The 16,840-nt window shown below is 66.9% G+C and carries 15 protein-coding genes; 13 read left to right on the plus strand and 2 right to left on the minus strand.

Annotated features, from left to right (window positions below):
* Window positions 1-20: 20 nt before the first annotated feature.
* Together kynU and C693_RS0113565 are read right to left on the minus strand one after the other, a co-directional pair.
* Complete coding sequence (gene kynU, locus C693_RS0113560; RefSeq protein WP_017462830.1) at window positions 21-1,301, minus strand: kynureninase; 1,281 nt, start codon at window positions 1,299-1,301, stop codon at window positions 21-23.
* A 46-nt stretch (window positions 1,302-1,347) separates the two neighbouring features.
* Window positions 1,348-1,869 carry a hypothetical protein gene (locus C693_RS0113565; protein WP_017462831.1) on the minus strand — a complete coding sequence of 174 codons (522 nt, stop codon included), beginning with the start codon at window positions 1,867-1,869 and terminating at the stop codon, window positions 1,348-1,350.
* 438 nt (window positions 1,870-2,307) lie between these two features.
* Between C693_RS0113565 and C693_RS0113570 the strand changes: the two genes are divergently transcribed.
* From C693_RS0113570 to C693_RS0113630, 13 genes are all read left to right on the plus strand, one after another.
* On the plus strand, window positions 2,308-2,877 hold the full coding sequence (locus tag C693_RS0113570) for an ECF-type sigma factor (protein ID WP_017462832.1): 570 nt from the start codon (window positions 2,308-2,310) through the stop codon (window positions 2,875-2,877).
* Window positions 2,878-3,245: 368 nt separating this feature from the next.
* Complete coding sequence (gene tssB / locus C693_RS0113575) at window positions 3,246-3,764, plus strand: type VI secretion system contractile sheath small subunit (protein WP_017462833.1); 519 nt, start codon at window positions 3,246-3,248, stop codon at window positions 3,762-3,764.
* Between the two features lie 6 nt (window positions 3,765-3,770).
* The gene (gene tssC / locus C693_RS0113580) at window positions 3,771-5,261 is read left to right on the plus strand and encodes a type VI secretion system contractile sheath large subunit (protein WP_017462834.1); all 1,491 of its coding nucleotides are present in this window, start codon (window positions 3,771-3,773) and stop codon (window positions 5,259-5,261) included.
* 209 nt (window positions 5,262-5,470) lie between these two features.
* A complete protein-coding gene (locus C693_RS0113585; RefSeq protein WP_017462835.1) occupies window positions 5,471-5,971 on the plus strand; it encodes an Hcp family type VI secretion system effector in 501 nt (166 codons plus the stop codon).
* 48 nt (window positions 5,972-6,019) lie between these two features.
* Window positions 6,020-6,817, plus strand: coding sequence for a type VI secretion system accessory protein TagJ (locus tag C693_RS0113590; RefSeq protein WP_017462836.1), 798 nt, complete (start codon window positions 6,020-6,022; stop codon window positions 6,815-6,817).
* 13 nt (window positions 6,818-6,830) lie between these two features.
* Window positions 6,831-7,334, plus strand: coding sequence for a type VI secretion system baseplate subunit TssE (gene tssE, locus C693_RS0113595; protein WP_017462837.1), 504 nt, complete (start codon window positions 6,831-6,833; stop codon window positions 7,332-7,334).
* 7 nt (window positions 7,335-7,341) lie between these two features.
* Entirely contained in the window at window positions 7,342-9,225 is a 1,884-nt protein-coding gene (tssF, locus tag C693_RS0113600) for a type VI secretion system baseplate subunit TssF (protein ID WP_017462838.1), read from the plus strand.
* The gene (gene tssG / locus C693_RS0113605; protein ID WP_017462839.1) at window positions 9,189-10,211 is read left to right on the plus strand and encodes a type VI secretion system baseplate subunit TssG; all 1,023 of its coding nucleotides are present in this window, start codon (window positions 9,189-9,191) and stop codon (window positions 10,209-10,211) included. Before tssF ends, tssG begins: the two co-directional genes overlap by 37 nt.
* A 96-nt stretch (window positions 10,212-10,307) precedes the next feature.
* Window positions 10,308-13,043, plus strand: a complete 2,736-nt coding sequence (tssH, locus tag C693_RS0113610) for a type VI secretion system ATPase TssH (RefSeq protein ID WP_017462840.1) — start codon at window positions 10,308-10,310, stop codon at window positions 13,041-13,043.
* Window positions 13,044-13,187: 144 nt separating this feature from the next.
* Window positions 13,188-14,201: a M35 family metallo-endopeptidase gene (locus C693_RS0113615; RefSeq protein ID WP_017462841.1), complete on the plus strand. Its 1,014-nt coding sequence runs from the start codon at window positions 13,188-13,190 to the stop codon at window positions 14,199-14,201.
* Between the two features lie 315 nt (window positions 14,202-14,516).
* Window positions 14,517-15,620 carry a hypothetical protein gene (locus C693_RS21820; RefSeq protein ID WP_017462842.1) on the plus strand — a complete coding sequence of 368 codons (1,104 nt, stop codon included), beginning with the start codon at window positions 14,517-14,519 and terminating at the stop codon, window positions 15,618-15,620.
* A 154-nt stretch (window positions 15,621-15,774) separates the two neighbouring features.
* Complete coding sequence (locus tag C693_RS0113625; RefSeq protein ID WP_017462843.1) at window positions 15,775-16,269, plus strand: hypothetical protein; 495 nt, start codon at window positions 15,775-15,777, stop codon at window positions 16,267-16,269.
* A 52-nt stretch (window positions 16,270-16,321) separates the two neighbouring features.
* Entirely contained in the window at window positions 16,322-16,831 is a 510-nt protein-coding gene (locus C693_RS0113630; protein WP_198506874.1) for a DUF6795 domain-containing protein, read from the plus strand.
* Window positions 16,832-16,840: the final 9 nt, after the last annotated feature.

Below are 16,840 nucleotides of genomic sequence, written 5' to 3' on the forward strand. Positions count from 1 at the left end.
CCGGACGTCCCCGCGTCGATTCAGCCCGCGTCGCTCCACGCCCGCACGGCTTCGGCGAAGGCGAGGCAGTCGGCGAAGCGGTTGTACAGGGGGGCCGGCGAGATGCGGATCACGTCGGGCTCGCGCCAGTCGCCGATGATGCCGCGATCGACCAGATAGTCGAACAGTGCGCGGCCGCGCTCGCGCCCGCCGCGCACGCGGATCGACAGCTGCGCGCCGCGCTGCGCCGGGTCGGCCGGCGTGATGATCTCCAGCAGGTCGGCCAGCTGCGTGTTCACCAGCCACTCCAGATAGCCGGTGAGCTTGAGCGACTTGGCGCGCAGCCGGTCCATGCCGGCGCGACGGAAGATCTCCAGCGAGATGCGCAGCGGCACCATCGCCAGGATCGGCGGATTCGACAGCTGCCAGCCTTCCGCGCCCGGGGTGGGATCGAAGGTCGGCGCCATCTGGAAGCGGTTGTCGCGGCGGTTGCCCCACCAGCCGTGGAAGCGCGGCAGCTCGGCCTGCGCGTGCCGCTCGTGCACGAACACGCCGCCGACCGCGCCGGGGCCGGAGTTGACGTACTTGTAGTGGCACCACACGGCGAAATCCATGCCGCTGTCGTGCAGCGCCAGCGGCAGGTTGCCCACCGCGTGGGCCAGGTCGAAGCCGACCTTGCAGCCGCGCGCGTGCGCCAGCGCGGTGATCGCCTTGAAGTCGAACGCCTGGCCGGTGCGGTACTGGATGCCAGGCAGCAGCAGCAGCGCGATGCGGTGGCCGTGCTCGGCCAACGCGCGCTCGATGGCTTCCATGGTCAGCGTGCCGTGAGGACCGTCGCCCTCCAGCTCGATCAGCGCGTCGGCCGGATCGAAGCCGTGGTAGCGGATCTGCGACTCCACCGCGTAGCGGTCGGTGGGGAAGGCACCGGCCTCGATCAGGATCGCCGGGCGCTCGGCGGTGGGGCGGTAGAAGCTGACCATCATCAGGTGCAGGTTCACGCCCAGGGTGTTCATCGCCACCACCTCGACGGGCAGGGCGCCGACCAGCGCGGCGAGGTTGTCGCGCAGGTAATCCTCGTAGTTCAGCCAGGGCGCGCGGCCCTTGAAGTGGCCTTCGACCGCCAGCTCGCCCCAGTAGTCGAGCTCGGCGCTGAGCGCCGGGCGCACGGCGCGCGGCTGCAGGCCCAGCGAGTTGCCGCAGAAATAGTGGCCTTCGCGGCCCTCGTGCGGCGGGATCAGGAATTCGTCGCGGAAGCCGGCCAGCGGGTCGGCGGCATCCTGCGCCTGCGCCCAGGCGGACGTGGCTTCGTAGGTTGGGGACATGACGCGGTTCCGGCAAAAACAGCCCCGAAGGTTACCGCGTCGACGCCTATTTCCCCAGCCGGTCGGCGATCCCCTGGCAGCCCTTGTCGAACGCCGCCTGCCAGGCCACACCGGCCTGGGTGGAGGCCGGACGCAGGCAGCGCAACTGGATGGCGTGGCCATCGCGGTACCAGTAGTGCTCCACGTAGGCCATCGTCGAGCCGGCCTCTCTGGCGGTGTAGAGGAAGTTGTCCGGGCCGCCGGTGTTGCTGACACTGCGGATTGCCTGGTAGCCGGGCAGGCCCTGTGCCTTGGCGCTGGCCTGTCCCACGTACTGCTGGAAGCCGCCCATGTCGCCGACCTGCTTGACCGTCACCGAGACGCGGGCGAGCGTGTTGCGCGCGGTGGGCGAGGGATCGGGCACCTGGAACACCCGCACTTCGGGATCGCCCTGGGTCTCCATGATCCCGATCCAGTTGTCCGGGGTGCTGAAGGAGACGGTGCCATTGGCCATGGTGACGTCGGTGGCAAACAACGGGCCGCTGGCGAGCAGGGCGGTGGCGATCAGGGCGAGGCGCGACAGGTGCATGCAGGCTCCGGGCGGGGCCGGGTTCGGCCGGGTCGGGAAGGGTATTCCACAGCATAGCCGCTGCGGGACACCTTGCGAGCCGATGCCCGTCACAACCGGGAGGTCATCCGGGGCAGGATAGGCTCGTCGGCTGCGGCGTATACTCGGCCGGCTGGACTTGGAGAGGGGGATCCGTGAGCGATCGCGGCGGTAGCGCTATCCGCAGGGCCGGGCCGATCCCGCTGCACGCGGTGATGGCGGCCTTGCGCGCCGGCTCGCCCGGAGGATCGCAGCGGACAGCGTCCGCATGTGACTGCATCCTCGCCCCGTCGCCGGACGCGCCCGGCGACGCGTGGCAGGGGGCTGTCCGCGTTTTCCGGCATCGGATCTCTTCTCCGGACCGGTTTCCGCGCGGGGTGGAGCCCCGTGTTGTCTTGCGATGAACGGATTGATCGACCGATGAATACGCTGGAAAAGCAAGCCGAAGTGACCCGTCTGCTGCATTCGGCACAGGCCGGCGATGCGGATGCGCTGGATGAGGCGTTGCGGCAGATGTACGGCGCCCTGCACCGACTGGCCGGCGCCCAGCTACGGCAGAACAGCAGCGAGCGCACGCTCAGCGCCACCGCGCTGGTGAACGAGGCCTACCTGAAGGTGTTCGGCGGCGGCGGCGCTCCGGAGTGGGAGAATCGCGGCCACCTGCTGGGCGTGGCTGCCCGCGCCATGCGCGAGGTGCTGGTCGATTCCGCCCGCCGGCGACAGGCATCCAAGCGGCCGCAGTCGGTCGACCGCATCGAACTGTCGGAGATTTCCGGTGCGCTGGCGCACCAGATCGACTACGCCGCGCTGCTGGAGTGCATGGAGGCGCTGGAACAGATCGACCCGCGCCAGGCCAGCATCGTGTCGATGCGTTTTTTCGTGGGCCTGACCGCCGAGCAGATCGGGGCGGCCATGGGCATTTCCCCCGCCACCGTGCAACGCGAATGGCGCATGGCCCGCGCCTGGCTGCAACGCGAACTCGAAGGCTGAGGGTTTCTCCCGGACGACCTTCCGCCTCGCGCGCGATGCGCGGGGTTCCGTCGTCGTGCCTGCTGCATCCCAGAAAATGAACGAAGACTGAATATTGGCTGGCGTGGGGTGACCAAGACCGCGGCTCCGCCGCGCACTAACCCGGTGGAGGGGCTCGCAACGCCCCGACGAACACGCTCGCTAGGGCACGTTCCGCAGCGGTCGGCGGGACTCCGGTGGCGGTCGGTTCCATTTCTGCAGCCAGGGGGGCATCGCATGGCGTCAGGTACTGGAGATGCGGCGGGCTTCCGCGGCGTTCCGGTCGTGTCGTGCGCGCCTGCCCGGGTCCGTCCACATCACCGGTAGACCCTCTTCGAAGGAGACATCGCATGGCCAAGCAAAGCAGTCAGAAATTCATCGCGAGAAACCGCGCGCCGCGCGTGCAGATCGAGTACGACGTCGAGGTCTACGGCGCGCAGAAGAAGGTGCAGGTGCCGTTCGTGATGGGCGTGATGTCCGACCTGTCCGGCGCCAACAACGCCGAACTCGCGCCGGTCGAGGACCGCAAGGCGCTCGAGATCGACGTCGACAACTTCGACCAGCGCCTGCAGTCGATGAAGCCGCGCGTCTCCTTCGCGGTGCCCAATACGCTCACCGGCGAGGGCAACCTGAACGTCGACATCACCTTCGAGAGCATGGACGACTTCTCGCCCGCCGCGGTGGCCCGCAAGGTCGCGCCGATCGCCAAGCTGCTCGAGGCGCGGACCCAGCTGGCCAACCTGGCCACCTACATGGACGGCAAGGCCGGTGCCGAGAAGCTGATCGCCCAGGCGATCAACGATCCGGCGCTGCTGCAATCACTGGCGTCGGCGCCCAAGCCCGGCGACGAAGGCAAGGACGGGGAGTAAGCAGACATGGCAACTGAGAAACTGGCCGAACAGGGCGCTGCCGCCACTGCCGAAGCGGGCGATTTCGCCGCGCTGCTCAACAAGGAGTTCAAGCCCAAGAGCGAGCGTGCCAAGGAAGAGGTCGAGTCCGCCGTCCGCACCCTCGCCGAGCAGGTGCTGAGCAAGGCCGACATCGTCTCGGACGATGTGACCCAGACGATCAATGCCTACGTGGCCGAGCTCGACCGCAAGATCAGCGAGCAGCTCAACCACGTCATGCACCACGAGGATTTCCAGAAGCTGGAGAGCGCGTGGCGCGGCCTGCACTACCTGGTCAACAACACCGAGACCGACCAGCTGCTGAAGATCCGCGTCATGAACATCTCCAAGAAGGAGCTGGGCAAGACGCTCAAGCGTTACAAGGGCACCGCCTGGGACCAGAGCCCGATCTTCAAGAAGGTGTACGAGGAAGAGTACGGCCAGCTCGGTGGCGAGCCCTATGGTTGCCTGGTCGGCGACTACTACTTCGACCACAGCCCGCCGGACGTGGAGATGCTGGCCGGCATCGCGCAGGTGGCCTCGGCCGCACACGCGCCGTTCATCGCTGCGGCCAACTCCAGCCTGATGGGCATGGAGAGCTGGAACGAGCTGTCCAACCCGCGCGACCTGGCCAAGATCTTCTCCACGCCGGACTACGCCTCCTGGCGTTCGCTGCGCGAATCGGAGGATGCCAAGTACCTCGGTCTGGCGATGCCGCGCACGCTGGCGCGCCTGCCGTACGGCGCGTCCACCAATCCGGTGGAAGAGTTCGACTTCGAGGAAGACACCGCCGGTGCCGACTCGTCCAAGTACACCTGGCAGAACGCGGCCTACGCGATGGCGGTGAACATCAACCGCTCGTTCAAGGAATACGGCTGGTGCTCGCGCATCCGGGGCATCGAGTCCGGCGGCGCGGTGGAAGGTCTGCCGGTGCATGCGTTCCCGACCGACGACGGCGGCGTGGACATGAAGTGCCCGACCGAGATCGCGATCACCGATCGCCGCTCGGCCGAGCTGGACAAGATGGGCCTGATGCCGCTGGTCCACCGCAAGAACTCGGACATGGCTGCCTTCATCGCCGCGCAGTCGCTGGCCAAGCCGGAGGAGTACGACGATCCGGACGCCACCGCCAACGCCGCGCTCAGCTGCCGCCTGCCGTACCTGTTCGCCGCCAGCCGCTTCGCGCATTACCTGAAGTGCATCGTGCGCGACAAGATCGGCTCGTTCTCCAGCCGCGACCAGATGCAGAGCTGGCTGACCAACTGGGTCATGAACTACGTCGACGGCGACCCGGCCAACTCCAGCGAGGAGACTAAGGCGCGCAAGCCGCTGTCGGCCGCCGAGGTGGTGGTGGAGGAGGTCGAGGGAGCTCCCGGCTACTACACCTCCAAGTTCTACCTCAAGCCGCACTACCAGCTCGAGGGACTCACCGTCTCGCTGCGACTGGTGTCGCGCCTGCCGTCCGCGGCCAAGGCCTGATCCGGCGGCGCGGCGGGGGATCGGTCCCCCGCCGCGCCGGCATGCGGCAGAAGCAGTTCACGGATGCGACGGGGGACGGTCGCTTCCTGCAGTGCCCACGGCGGCCAGGGGGCCGGCGACGTTCCCTTCAAGCAACCACGGATCGACCGGTGCGGGTGCGTTCCCGAACGGCGTCATCCATCCATCACAGGTGATCGAGGAGAGGTTCCATGGCATTTGACATGCACATCAAGTTCGGCTCGGGCAAGGTCAAGATCGAAGGCTCGTCCAAGCACAAGAAGCACACCGGCGAGATTCCGATCCTCGCGTGGTCGTGGGGTGCCAGCAACACCGGCGACCTGCACGGTGGCTCCGGTGCCAGCGGCGGCAAGGCCCACGTGCAGGACATCTCCGTCACCAAGTACGTCGACACCAGCTCCAGCGCGCTGCTCAACGCGGTGTGCACGGGCGGCCGCATCGACCAGGCCTGGCTGTACGTCACCAACGCCACCGGCGAGCAGACCGACTTCCTCACGATGGAGCTGAGCGAGGGCATCTTGGTCACCTCGTACTCCACCGGCGGCAGCGGCGGCGAAGACCGTCTGACCGAGAACATCACCCTGCACTTCGGCAAGTTCAAGTACTCGTTCCAGCCGCAGGACGACAAGGGTGCCGCACAGGGCGGTTCGAAGGACTTCACCTTCGACATCCAGGCGGTGGCCGCGGCCTGACGGCCCGGGCCTGCACGCGTCCTTCCTGCTGACCAAGGCATTCTTCAAGTGGAAAATTCCGCGGAAAACCTGCTCCGGGACGGCCGGCTGGACGAGGCGCTGCAGGCCCTCACCACCCAGGTGCGGTCGCATCCTTCCGATGCGCCGCACCGCGTTTTCATGTTTCAGCTGCTGGCCGTGCTCGGCCAGTGGGAGCGGGCACAGAACCAGCTGAAAGTGGCCGGTGAGCTGGATCCGGCGAACACGCTGATGGTGGGCGCCTACCGCGTGGCGCTGGCCGGCGAGATGCAGCGCGCCGAAGTCATGGCCGGGCGTCGCTCGCCAGTGATGATCGGCGAGCCCGAACCCTGGATCGCCCTGCTGCTGCAGGCGTTGAAGTTGACCGCGGAAGGCCGGGTCGCCGAGGCGCAGGCGCTGCGCGGCGAAGCCTTCGAACAGGCGCCGACAGCGGCCGGCAGCATCGACGGCGTGCCGTTCGAATGGATCGCCGACGCCGATCCGCGCTTCGGTCCGTGTCTGGAGGTGATCACCCAGGGCGGCTACGCCTGGGCTCCGTTCTCGCGCATCCAGTCGCTGTCGTTCGACGAGCCGAGCGACCTGCGCGACAAGGTGTGGTCGCCGGTGCAGATCACCTGGACCAACGGCGGCCAGGCAGTCGGTTTCGTGCCATGCCGCTATCCGGGAGCCGAATCGGCGTCCGAGCCGGCGCTGGCGCTGGGTCGGCGCACCGACTGGATCGACCTCGGGCACGACCTGCAGATTGGTGCGGGCCAGCGCATGCTGGCCACCGACGAGGGCGACTACCCGCTGCTGGACGTCCGCTCGATCACCTTCGACCACGACTGAGCGGGAGACCGCCGTGGCCGAACTGACCACCCAGGAACGGCTGCAGCCATCGCTGCTCGATCGGCTCACCGACGACGAGCCGGGCCAGCGCGAGGAGAGCCGCGAGAAGCGCGTGATCTCCGCCAGCCGGCTGCGCGAGTGCGTCACCCGCGACATGTCCTGGCTGCTCAACTGCGTGAACCTCGGCGCCGACGAGGAGCTCGCCGACTTTCCCGAAGTGACCCGCTCGGTGGTCAACTTCGGTATTCCCGATCTCACCGGCTCGGCGCTTTCCGGCGTCGACGCCGCCGTGCTGCAGCGGCAGATCCGCGCGGCGATCGTGGCGTTCGAGCCGAGGCTGATCGCCAGCACGCTGCAGGTCACCGTCAACATGGACACCGATCGCATGGATCGCCAGTCGCTGGTGTTCAACATCGAGTCCGACATGTGGGCGCAGCCGATCCCGCTGAAGCTCTATCTGAAGACCGAGGTCGACCTGGAGACAGGTACCTTCCACGTCTCGGAGGGCTTCGGCTGAGCGTGCCATGGACCCCCGCCTGATCCGCTACTACAACCGCGAGCTGCAGCACGTCCGGGAGATGGGCGGCGAGTTCGCCCGCGAGTACCCGAAGATCGCCGGCCGCCTGGGCCTGGAAGGTTTCGAGTGCGCCGACCCCTACGTCGAGCGACTGCTGGAGGGCTTCGCCTTCCTCGCCGCGCGCGTGCAGCTCAAGCTTGATGCGCAGTACCCGGTGTTCACCCAGCATCTGCTGGAGATGGTCTACCCGCACTACCTCGCGCCGGTGCCGTCGATGGCGGTGGTGCAGCTGCAGCCGGACCTGAAGGAGTCCGCGCTGGCCGGCGGGCACGTCGTGCCCAGACACACCGCGCTGCGCAGCCAGACCGGCCGCGACGACCGTACCGCCTGCGAATACCGTACCGCGCATGAGGTCACGCTGTGGCCGCTGGAGTTGGCCGAGGCGAAGTACTTCGAGACGCCGGCCGCGGTCGCAGCGGCCGGCATCCCGATCCCCGAGGGCAAGCCGGTCCGCGCCGGCCTGCGGCTCAAGTTCCGCGTCACCGCCGGCGTACCGGCCCATGCGCTGGCGCTGGACCGGCTGCCGATCTTCATTGCCGGCGCCGACGAGCTGCCCAAGCGCCTGTACGAGCAGGTGCTCGGCAATGCGGTGGGCTACCTGGTGCGGGCCCCGGGTGCCTCCGGACCGGTAAGCGCCAGCTATCCGGCCGAGGCGATCCAGCCGCGCGGGTTCGCCGACGAGGAGGCGCTGATTCCCTATACGGCGCGCTCGTTCAGTGGCTATCGCCTGCTGCAGGAATACTTCGCCTGCCCGGAGCGTTTCCTGTTCGCCGAGTTCACCGGACTGCGCCAGGTACTGGCGCGCTCGCAGGGCAGCGAGTTCGAGATCGACGTACTGCTGGACCGCAGCGTGCCGCGTCTCCACAACGCCGTGGATGCCGGCAATTTCAGACTGTTCTGCACGCCGGCGATCAACCTGTTTCCGCGTCGTGCCGACCGCATCCATCTGCAGGCCGGCAAGAGCGAATACCACGTACTGGCCGACCGCACCCGGCCGATGGATTTCGAGATCCACTCGATCAGCGAGGTCGACGGCTTCGGTGACCGGCAGGAACCCGAGTTGCGCTTCCAGCCCTTCTACGGCTGCGACGAGCGCAGCTGGCACAGCGGCACGGCCGCTTTCTACACGGTGCGCCGCGAGCCGCGCCTGCTCTCCTCGCGCCAGCAGCTGCACGGTGCGCGTTCGAGTTACGTCGGGCACGAGCTGTTCGTCTCGCTGGTCGATGCGCGCGACGCGCCTTACTCGACCTCGCTGCGCCAGATCGGCATGCAGTTGCTGTGCACCAACCGCGATCTGCCGTTGCACATGCCGGTGGGCAAGGGCACGACCGACTTCACCATGGAAGCCGGGGCTCCGGTGCAGGCGATCCGCTGCGTGGCCGGGCCGACCAAGCCGCGCGCACCGACGGCGACCGGCGAGACCGCATGGCGCCTGCTCAGCCACCTGCAGCTCAATTACACCTCGTTGCTGGGGGAGGGCGCCGATCAGGGCGCCACCGCCTTGCGCGAGATGCTCACGCTGTATTGCGACGAGTTCGATTCCGGCGCCCGCCGGCAGATCGAGGGCGTGAAGTCGGTGCGCTCGGCGCCGATCGTGCGGCGCATCCCGGTGCCCGGACCGATCAGCTTCGGCCGCGGGCTGGAGATCACGCTGACCTGTGACGACAGCGCGTTCGAAGGCACCGGTGCCTACCTGCTCGCGTCGGTGATGCAGCACTTCTTCGCGCGCTACGTCTCGGTGAATTCCTTCACCGAGACCGTGCTGCGCACCCTGGAACGCAACGAGGTGGCCCGATGGCCGGCACAGCTGGGCAAGCGCCAGATCCTGTAGCGCCGCTCGCGGCGCTGCAGGCCGAGCCGGAGCGCTTCGACTTCTTCGACGCGGTGCGGCGGATCGAGTGCGCGCATCCGGACAAGCCACGGCTGGGCGAGTCGACCAAGCCGTCGGAAGATCCGGTGCGGCTGCGCCATACGCCTTCGCTGGCCTTTTCGCCACGCACCCTCGACCGCTTCGAGCCGGCTTCCGGCGAGCAGCCCCATCGCCTGTACGGTCGGTTTCTCGGCCTGTTCGGCCCGAACGCACCGCTGCCGCTGCACCTGACCGAGTACGCCATCGATCGCCAGATCAACGCGCGCGATCGCACGTTCAGTGCGTTCGCCGACATCTTCCACCACCGGATGATGAGCCTGTTCTACCGCGCCTGGGCGGACGCACAACCCACCGTGCAGTACGACCGGCCGAAGCAGGACCGCTTTGGTGCCTACGTCGGCGCGCTGGTCGGCGTGGCGACCCCGCATGCCGGCGATCGCGACGCGATGCCCGACCGCTTCAAGCGCTTCTTCGCCGGTCGCCTGCTGACCCAGGCGCGCAGTCCGGAAGGCCTGCGCCAGTTGCTGCAGGACTTCTTCCGCGTGCCGGTGCGGGTGCTGGAGTACGTCGCCGAGTGGATGCGTCTGCCGGACGAGTCGCACCTGCGGCTGGGGGCGTCGCCGCAGGTCGCCGGACTCGGCCGCACGGCGGTGCTGGGTGATGCGGTATGGGAGGCGCAGCAGCGCTTCCGCCTGCGCATCGGGCCGCTCGATGCCGCGCAGTTCCGCCATTTCCTGCCCGGCGAAGAGGCACTGCAGCAGCTCGTTGCCGCGGTGAAGACCTACGTCGGCGAGGAAAAGGCCTGGGATGTACAGCTCGTGCTCCAGCGCGAGGACGTGCCGGTCACGCGCCTGGGCCAGTCCGGCCGCATGGGGCTGACCACCTGGCTGGGCCGGCGCGACCAGCTCACCGATGCCGACGACGTCGTGCTGCGTCCTGCGGGCTGAGGGTGACGCGCATGCCGAAGATCACCACCGATTTCCGATTCCCGCCCTGCGCCCCGCGCGCGGGTGCCTACCGCTAACCTCGCAAGGATCCACGCCATGGCCGACATCAGCCGCAGCGCCCTTTTCGGCAAGCTCAACAAGCTCGCCTACCGGGGCATCGAGAGTGCCACCGTCTTCTGCAAACTGCGCGGCAATCCTTACATCGAGCTGGTGCACTGGATCCACCAGATCCTGCAGCTGCAGGACTCGGACCTGCACCACATCGTCAAGCAGTTCAACCTCGATCCGTCGAACCTGGTGCGCGACGTCACCGACGCACTGGACCGCCTGCCACGCGGCTCCACCAGCATCTCGGACATTTCCAGCAACGTCGAGGAAGCCGTCGAACGCGCCTGGGTGTTCGCCACCCTGATGTTCGGCGAGGCGCAGGTGCGCACCGGTTACCTGATCGTCGGCATCCTGCAGACGCGCAGCCTGCGCAACGTGCTGGTGGGCATCTCCAGGGAGTTCGAGAAGGTCAAGCTGGAGACGCTGACCGACAAGTTCGCCGAGGTCGTCGACGGTTCGCCCGAGGACAACCAGACCGCTTCGGATGGTTTCAAGATGGGCGGCGCGGTGCCCGGCGAAGCCAGCGGCGCGATGGGGCCGGCGCAGATGGGCAAGCAGGAGGCCCTGCGCCAGTTCACCGTCGACCTCACCGAGCAGGCGCGCAGCGGCAAGCTCGATCCCATCGTCGGCCGCGACGACGAGATCCGCCAGGTGGTGGACATCCTGATGCGCCGCCGGCAGAACAACCCGATCCTGGTCGGCGAGGCTGGCGTGGGCAAGACCGCGGTGGTGGAAGGCTTCGCCCAGCGCATCGTGCGCGGCGACGTGCCGCCCTCGCTGAAGGACGTGGAGCTGCGCACGCTGGACGTCGGCCTGCTGCAGGCCGGCGCCAGCATGAAGGGCGAGTTCGAGCAGCGCCTGCGCTCGGTGATCGAAGAGGTCCAGTCCAGCCCCAGGCCGATCATCCTGTTCGTCGACGAGACCCACACGCTGGTCGGCGCCGGCGGCGCGGCCGGTACCGGCGATGCGGCCAACCTGCTCAAGCCGGCGCTGGCGCGCGGCACGCTGCGCACCATCGGCGCCACCACCTTCGCCGAGTACAAGAAGCACATCGAGAAGGACCCCGCGCTGACCCGCCGCTTCCAGACCGTGCAGGTCGACGAGCCGAGCGAGGAGAAGGGCATCCTGATGATGCGCGGCGTCGCCAGCGTGATGGAGAAGCACCATCGCGTGCAGATCCTCGACGAGGCGCTGGAGGCGGCGGTGAAGCTGTCGCATCGCTACATCCCCGCGCGCCAGCTGCCGGACAAGGCGGTCAGCCTGCTCGACACCGCCTGCGCCCGCGTCGCGGTGAGCCAGCATGCGGTGCCGCCGGAAGTGGACGACACCCGCAAGCGCATCGAGGCGCTGGAGACGGAGCTGGCGATCATCCATCGCGAGAAGACCGTCGGCGTGGACGTCGCCGAGCGCGAGGCCTCGGTCGACGAGAAGCTGGTCGTCCAGCGTGAACGGCTGGAGAAGCTCGAAGCCGACTGGGCCGCCGAGAAGGTGCTGGTCGAGCAGATCCTCGCCATCCGCGCGAAGCTTCGTGGCGACAGTGCGCCGGTGGAAGGCACCGGCAGCAAGCTGGAAGCCTCGGCCGAGGCGGCCGCCGTGGCCGAGGATCCGGCGGTGGCGGTCGAGTTCGACGACGCGGCGCGCGCCGCCGCGCTGGAAGAGTTGAAGACCCTGCAGACCCAGCTCACCGAGCTGCAGGGCGAGAATCCGCTGATCCTGCCGACCGTGGACATGATCGCCGTCGGTGCCGTGGTGTCGGACTGGACCGGCATCCCGGTCGGCCGCATGGTCAAGAGCGAACTCGAGACCGTGATGAACCTGGCCGGCCTGATGGGCAAGCGGGTGATCGGCCAGGACCACGCGATGGAGATGATCGCCAAGCGCATCCAGACCAGCCGCGCCGGCCTGGACAACCCGAACAAGCCGATCGGCGTGTTCATGCTTGCCGGCACTTCCGGCGTCGGCAAGACCGAGACCGCGCTGGCGCTGGCCGAGGCGCTGTATGGCGGCGAGCAGAACATCATCACCATCAACATGAGCGAGTTCCAGGAGGCGCACACCGTCTCCACGCTCAAGGGCGCGCCTCCCGGCTACGTCGGCTACGGCGAGGGCGGCGTGCTGACCGAGGCGGTACGGCGCAAGCCGTATTCCGTGGTGCTGCTGGACGAGGTGGAGAAAGCCCACCCGGACGTGCACGAGATCTTCTTCCAGGTGTTCGACAAGGGCGTGATGGAGGACGGCGAAGGCCGCCGCATCGACTTCAAGAACACCCTGATCCTGCTCACCACCAATGCCGGCACCGAGATGATCGCCAGCATGTGCAGCGACCCGGACCTGATGCCGGACCCGGATGGCATGGCCAAGGCGCTGCGCGACCCGCTGCTGAAGATCTTCCCGCCGGCGCTGCTCGGTCGCCTGGTCACCATCCCGTACTACCCACTGAGCCCGGCCATGCTCGGCGAGATCGTCAAGCTGCAGTTGAATCGCATCAAGAAGCGCATCGAGGGTCGCTACAGGATCCCGTTCGAGTACGGCGATGACGTGGTGAAGCTGGTGGTCGAGCGCTGCACCGAGAGCGAATCCGGTGGCCGCATGATCGACGCCATCCTGACCAACTCGATGCTGCCGGACATCAGTCGCGAGTTCCTCAACCGCACCATCGAGGGCAAGCCGATCGAGAAGGCAAGCGTGAGCGTGAAGGACGGGGAGTTCAGCTATGCATTCTGAGTCGACCCCGTCTGCGGGCGGACGCGGTCCGGGCAGGTCTTCCGGGCATGGATGCCTGGGCATATCGCCGGGCCGGCCGGTGGATGACTGGATGCGCGAGGCGGGGAGTCTTCAGGAGCGCAGTCTGCGCCCGAGGGAAGAGCGATGAACGACTACAAGAAGCTGATGAAGTTTATCGAGGCCCAGGCGCTGCTGGCTCCGGTCTCGCCGGGAGAGTCGACCCGCGACCTCTACACCTACTTTCACGAGAAGCTGGACAACCCGTCGAACGATCGCGGTGACGTGAGGGAAATGGCGAACCGGGCCCTGCGGGTGGCCGGGCTCAGGCCGCGGAACTCGAGCCAGGCCTCAACCCTGGACGCGCCGGAAAACGCGGATCTCAGGGCCCGCGCCGCTGCGCTTCTGGCGATGTCGATCATTCGGGACATGAGTGAAAACGAACTGACCAGCCAGTACGCACGCCTGCGCAAGCTGAACCAGTCGGCGGTTCTGTCCGAGCTGCGCGTGACGCTCAAGAAGGGCGACGTGGTCCAGTCCCGGAAATTTCCCAAGCTGGAGATGAAGAATTTTTCCAGCGCCGGTACGCGTGCAAGCATCTGGAAGCACGAGATCGAGGATGCGTACTCGAAGACGCACGACATGCTCCTTCAATGCGAAATGCGCTTCCTGGTGGGTGGCACCGCGTTGACGGGAACCCTCGACACCGCTTTCAGGGCGTATTTCGGAGATCCGTCCGCGATCGTCGATACGTCGGCACTTCCGTTCAGCGACGCGTCGAAGCCGGTATGGATGCCGTCGAACCAGACGCGGCTCGAGGTGGTCCGGGAGGTGATGCGCAGGGTCTGCAAGAACTTCGTGCGGCAATCCATCCGCATCTACTTCGGTGGACGCAGCATCGACGACGGCACGTATGCCTACGTCAGCGGAAAAACCAATCCCACCAAGATCCATGTCGGCGGTCAGTTCTTCACCAAGGTGAAGGAGGGGCTTGCCAGCGAGGCCGGCACCATCGTGCACGAGTGCACGCATACCTTTGCCGGAACGAAGGATCACAAGTACCGCAACGATCCCTGCAAGCAGCTGGCGATCAGCCATCCGGCAAAGGCACTGGCCAATGCCGACAGCTACAAGTTCTTCGTCGAGGCCGCATTCGGATAGTGACCGGGCGAGGGCGTGCAGGGAGATCGCTGGCCGCGCTCATCCTTCAGCACGTGTCGTTACCGCGGTGCCGGGGTGTTTGGAGTCCAGGAATCAGAGCCGGACGGATGCACCCGGTTCCGCAGCCTCCGGCGGCAACCCGGCCGAGCTTTCCATGGAGGGTTGCTGGAATGAGCGCTCCAGGGCCTGGATGCCGGCAGGGAGCCAAGGGAATTCGGGCCGGTGCCAGCGGTTGTTGGCGCGAGGTGCCAAGCAATGCATGTCGGGCCGGCGATCAGAACGCCTGCTGCAGACGCCAACCATGGGGTGATAGCCGTGATCGAATACTACGACCTTGGACCGGACAAGAAGCTCAACGAAATCGTGATGGCCGGCAGCCACGACGCCGGCATCACCGGCGGCGGGAGCAACGTGCAGACCCAGGACCGGGACATCTACGAGCAGGCCAAGGCCGGCGTCCGCATCTTTGACCTGCGCATCGCGCTGGCGACGACGGGAGGAACGCACGACGGCGCAAAGCTCGCCGAACTGAAGGCCTTCCATGCCGACAAGAAGCTGGTGTCGAACAGGACGACCACCCGCCACGTGGGCAGCCTGGGCACCACCCAGCAGGTCGAGCGGAGCAAGCTGCGAGGCGGCGCCTTCGGCATGAACCTGAGCAACATGCTCACCCAGGCCAAGCGCTTCGTCGACGAGAATCCCAACGAGTTCCTGCTGCTGAAGTTCGACAAGTCGACGAACTGGCTGCTGATCGCCGAGGCCTGCGTGAACTATCTCGACAGCGCGCTGTACACCGGGGGCGGCAATCTCAATACCAAGACCCTGCGCGACCTTCGTGGCAAGGTCGTCCCGCTGTTCGTCGAGTCCGGCATGCAGGCCTTGCGCTCCGCGAACGTCAACGGGCCGGGCATCGGCATCCTGGGCATCAAGAACATGAAGGATGACAAGGGTGGTTACAACGACCGCTACGAAGGCATCCAGTATTACGGCAAGGGTGGCACCAGTCCCTTCAGCCCGTTCAAGAAAACCAAGCAGAACGTCACCAAGCAGTCCGATCTGATGAAGAAGGGTGGCCAGGGCAACCCTGCGGTCATGGGCATGATGTACTGGACGAGCACGGGCCTGTTCGAGAGCATCAAGGATCGCAACGACGGCATGTGGACGCAGCCCAACGTGGACAAGCTCAAGCGCATGTGGTCCCAGGGGCTGGAACAGGCGATCCAGGATCGCGCGGGCAAGTACGCGCAGATCAATGGCTTTGGCGGAGGGCAGCGGCTGAAGGCGTTCCTGCCCAATTTCGTGATGATCGATTTTGCCGACCCGACGAAATGCGGGGAGATCTTCGAGCTCAACACGACGCCGGTTACGGTGATGGTGGACGCTTTCGGTCTCGGCCAGCACCGTATCCGCCAGGCCTGAGAGTGGAGGGCGGGGGCCTCGCAGTGAGGGCCCCGCCGCGGGTTTCGGGACATGCGCCGGTATCCGGCATCCCGGCACCCGCCCACATCCGTGAAGGGCAGGCGCGGGATGATTCGGGCGCAGGTGGTTCCAGGGAGTAGGGAGGGGAAAACGCATGGCCGCAGACAGCTTCGAATACGAGGTGGCCAGGGGGGCTCGAAATTCGGCCGATCCGCATGACGACCCCGGCGCGCGTTGCGTGGCCGGTGGGCGGCGCGCGGTGAAGGAAACCGACCCGAGTCGCATACCGATCATCCGCGAGTGGGAGTACGCCTCCGGTCGCGTCATCGCCTTTTCCAAGATCGACTCATGCCTCGGTGCCATCCAGATCGCCGACAACCGGCTGCTGAGAGGTGCCCACTTCTCGATGTTCGCCTCCGGCGTGCCCTACGACACGGTGCAGTTCGTGGCGGCGATGACCGCCGCGGGCTTCCAGGCGAACCTGCCGATCCTGTATTTCGGCGGGGGCGTCCAGGATTGGCTTCCGGGCCTGGGCATGAATGCCTACATGGGCGTTGCCCCGTTTGCCCACCCGGTTGCCGACGCCGCCCAGCGGCAGTGGATCTTCGAAATGGACAACGGTGCGTTCACCTACCACTCGATGGCGTAGCACGGGCTGCGTCGCGCAGACAGCGCGCGACAAGGCGGATAGGGAGAGCCGGATGATGGGAAAATCAGCGGACAGGCGGGGATTCCGGCGATGGTCGCCGGTATGGCTGGCGTTGCTGGCACTGGCTGCGATGGGAGAGGTACAGGCGATGGGAAAGATGTGCATGTTTTCCGCGGTGCAAGGTGTGGTGACCGAGCACGGCAAGCCGGTGCAGGGCGCGGTGATCCGGCGCGGCTTCTTCTGGCACTGGAAGAGCGAGCGCGGTTCGGACGAGGCCACGACCGACGAGCAGGGGCGCTTCGCACTGCCCGCGATATGGCGCAGCTCGCTGTTCGGCGCGCTGCTGCCGCACGAGCCGGTGGTGGAACAGCAGATATCCATCGAGTACGGCGGCAGGAGCTACGTCGCGTGGAGTTTCATGAAGGGCTCGTACCAGGAAAACGACGAGCTGTTCGGGCGTCCGCTGGAACTGCGCTGCCCGCTCGAGAACGAGCCGGTCAAGCACCGGCTCAAGGAAGATCATGTTGAGCACGACATTTTCGGGATCTGCGAACTGCCCTGAACAACCTCC

It is taken from the genome of Dyella ginsengisoli LA-4 (assembly GCF_000334915.1).
GTDB classification, from domain to species: domain Bacteria; phylum Pseudomonadota; class Gammaproteobacteria; order Xanthomonadales; family Rhodanobacteraceae; genus Dyella_A; species Dyella_A ginsengisoli_A.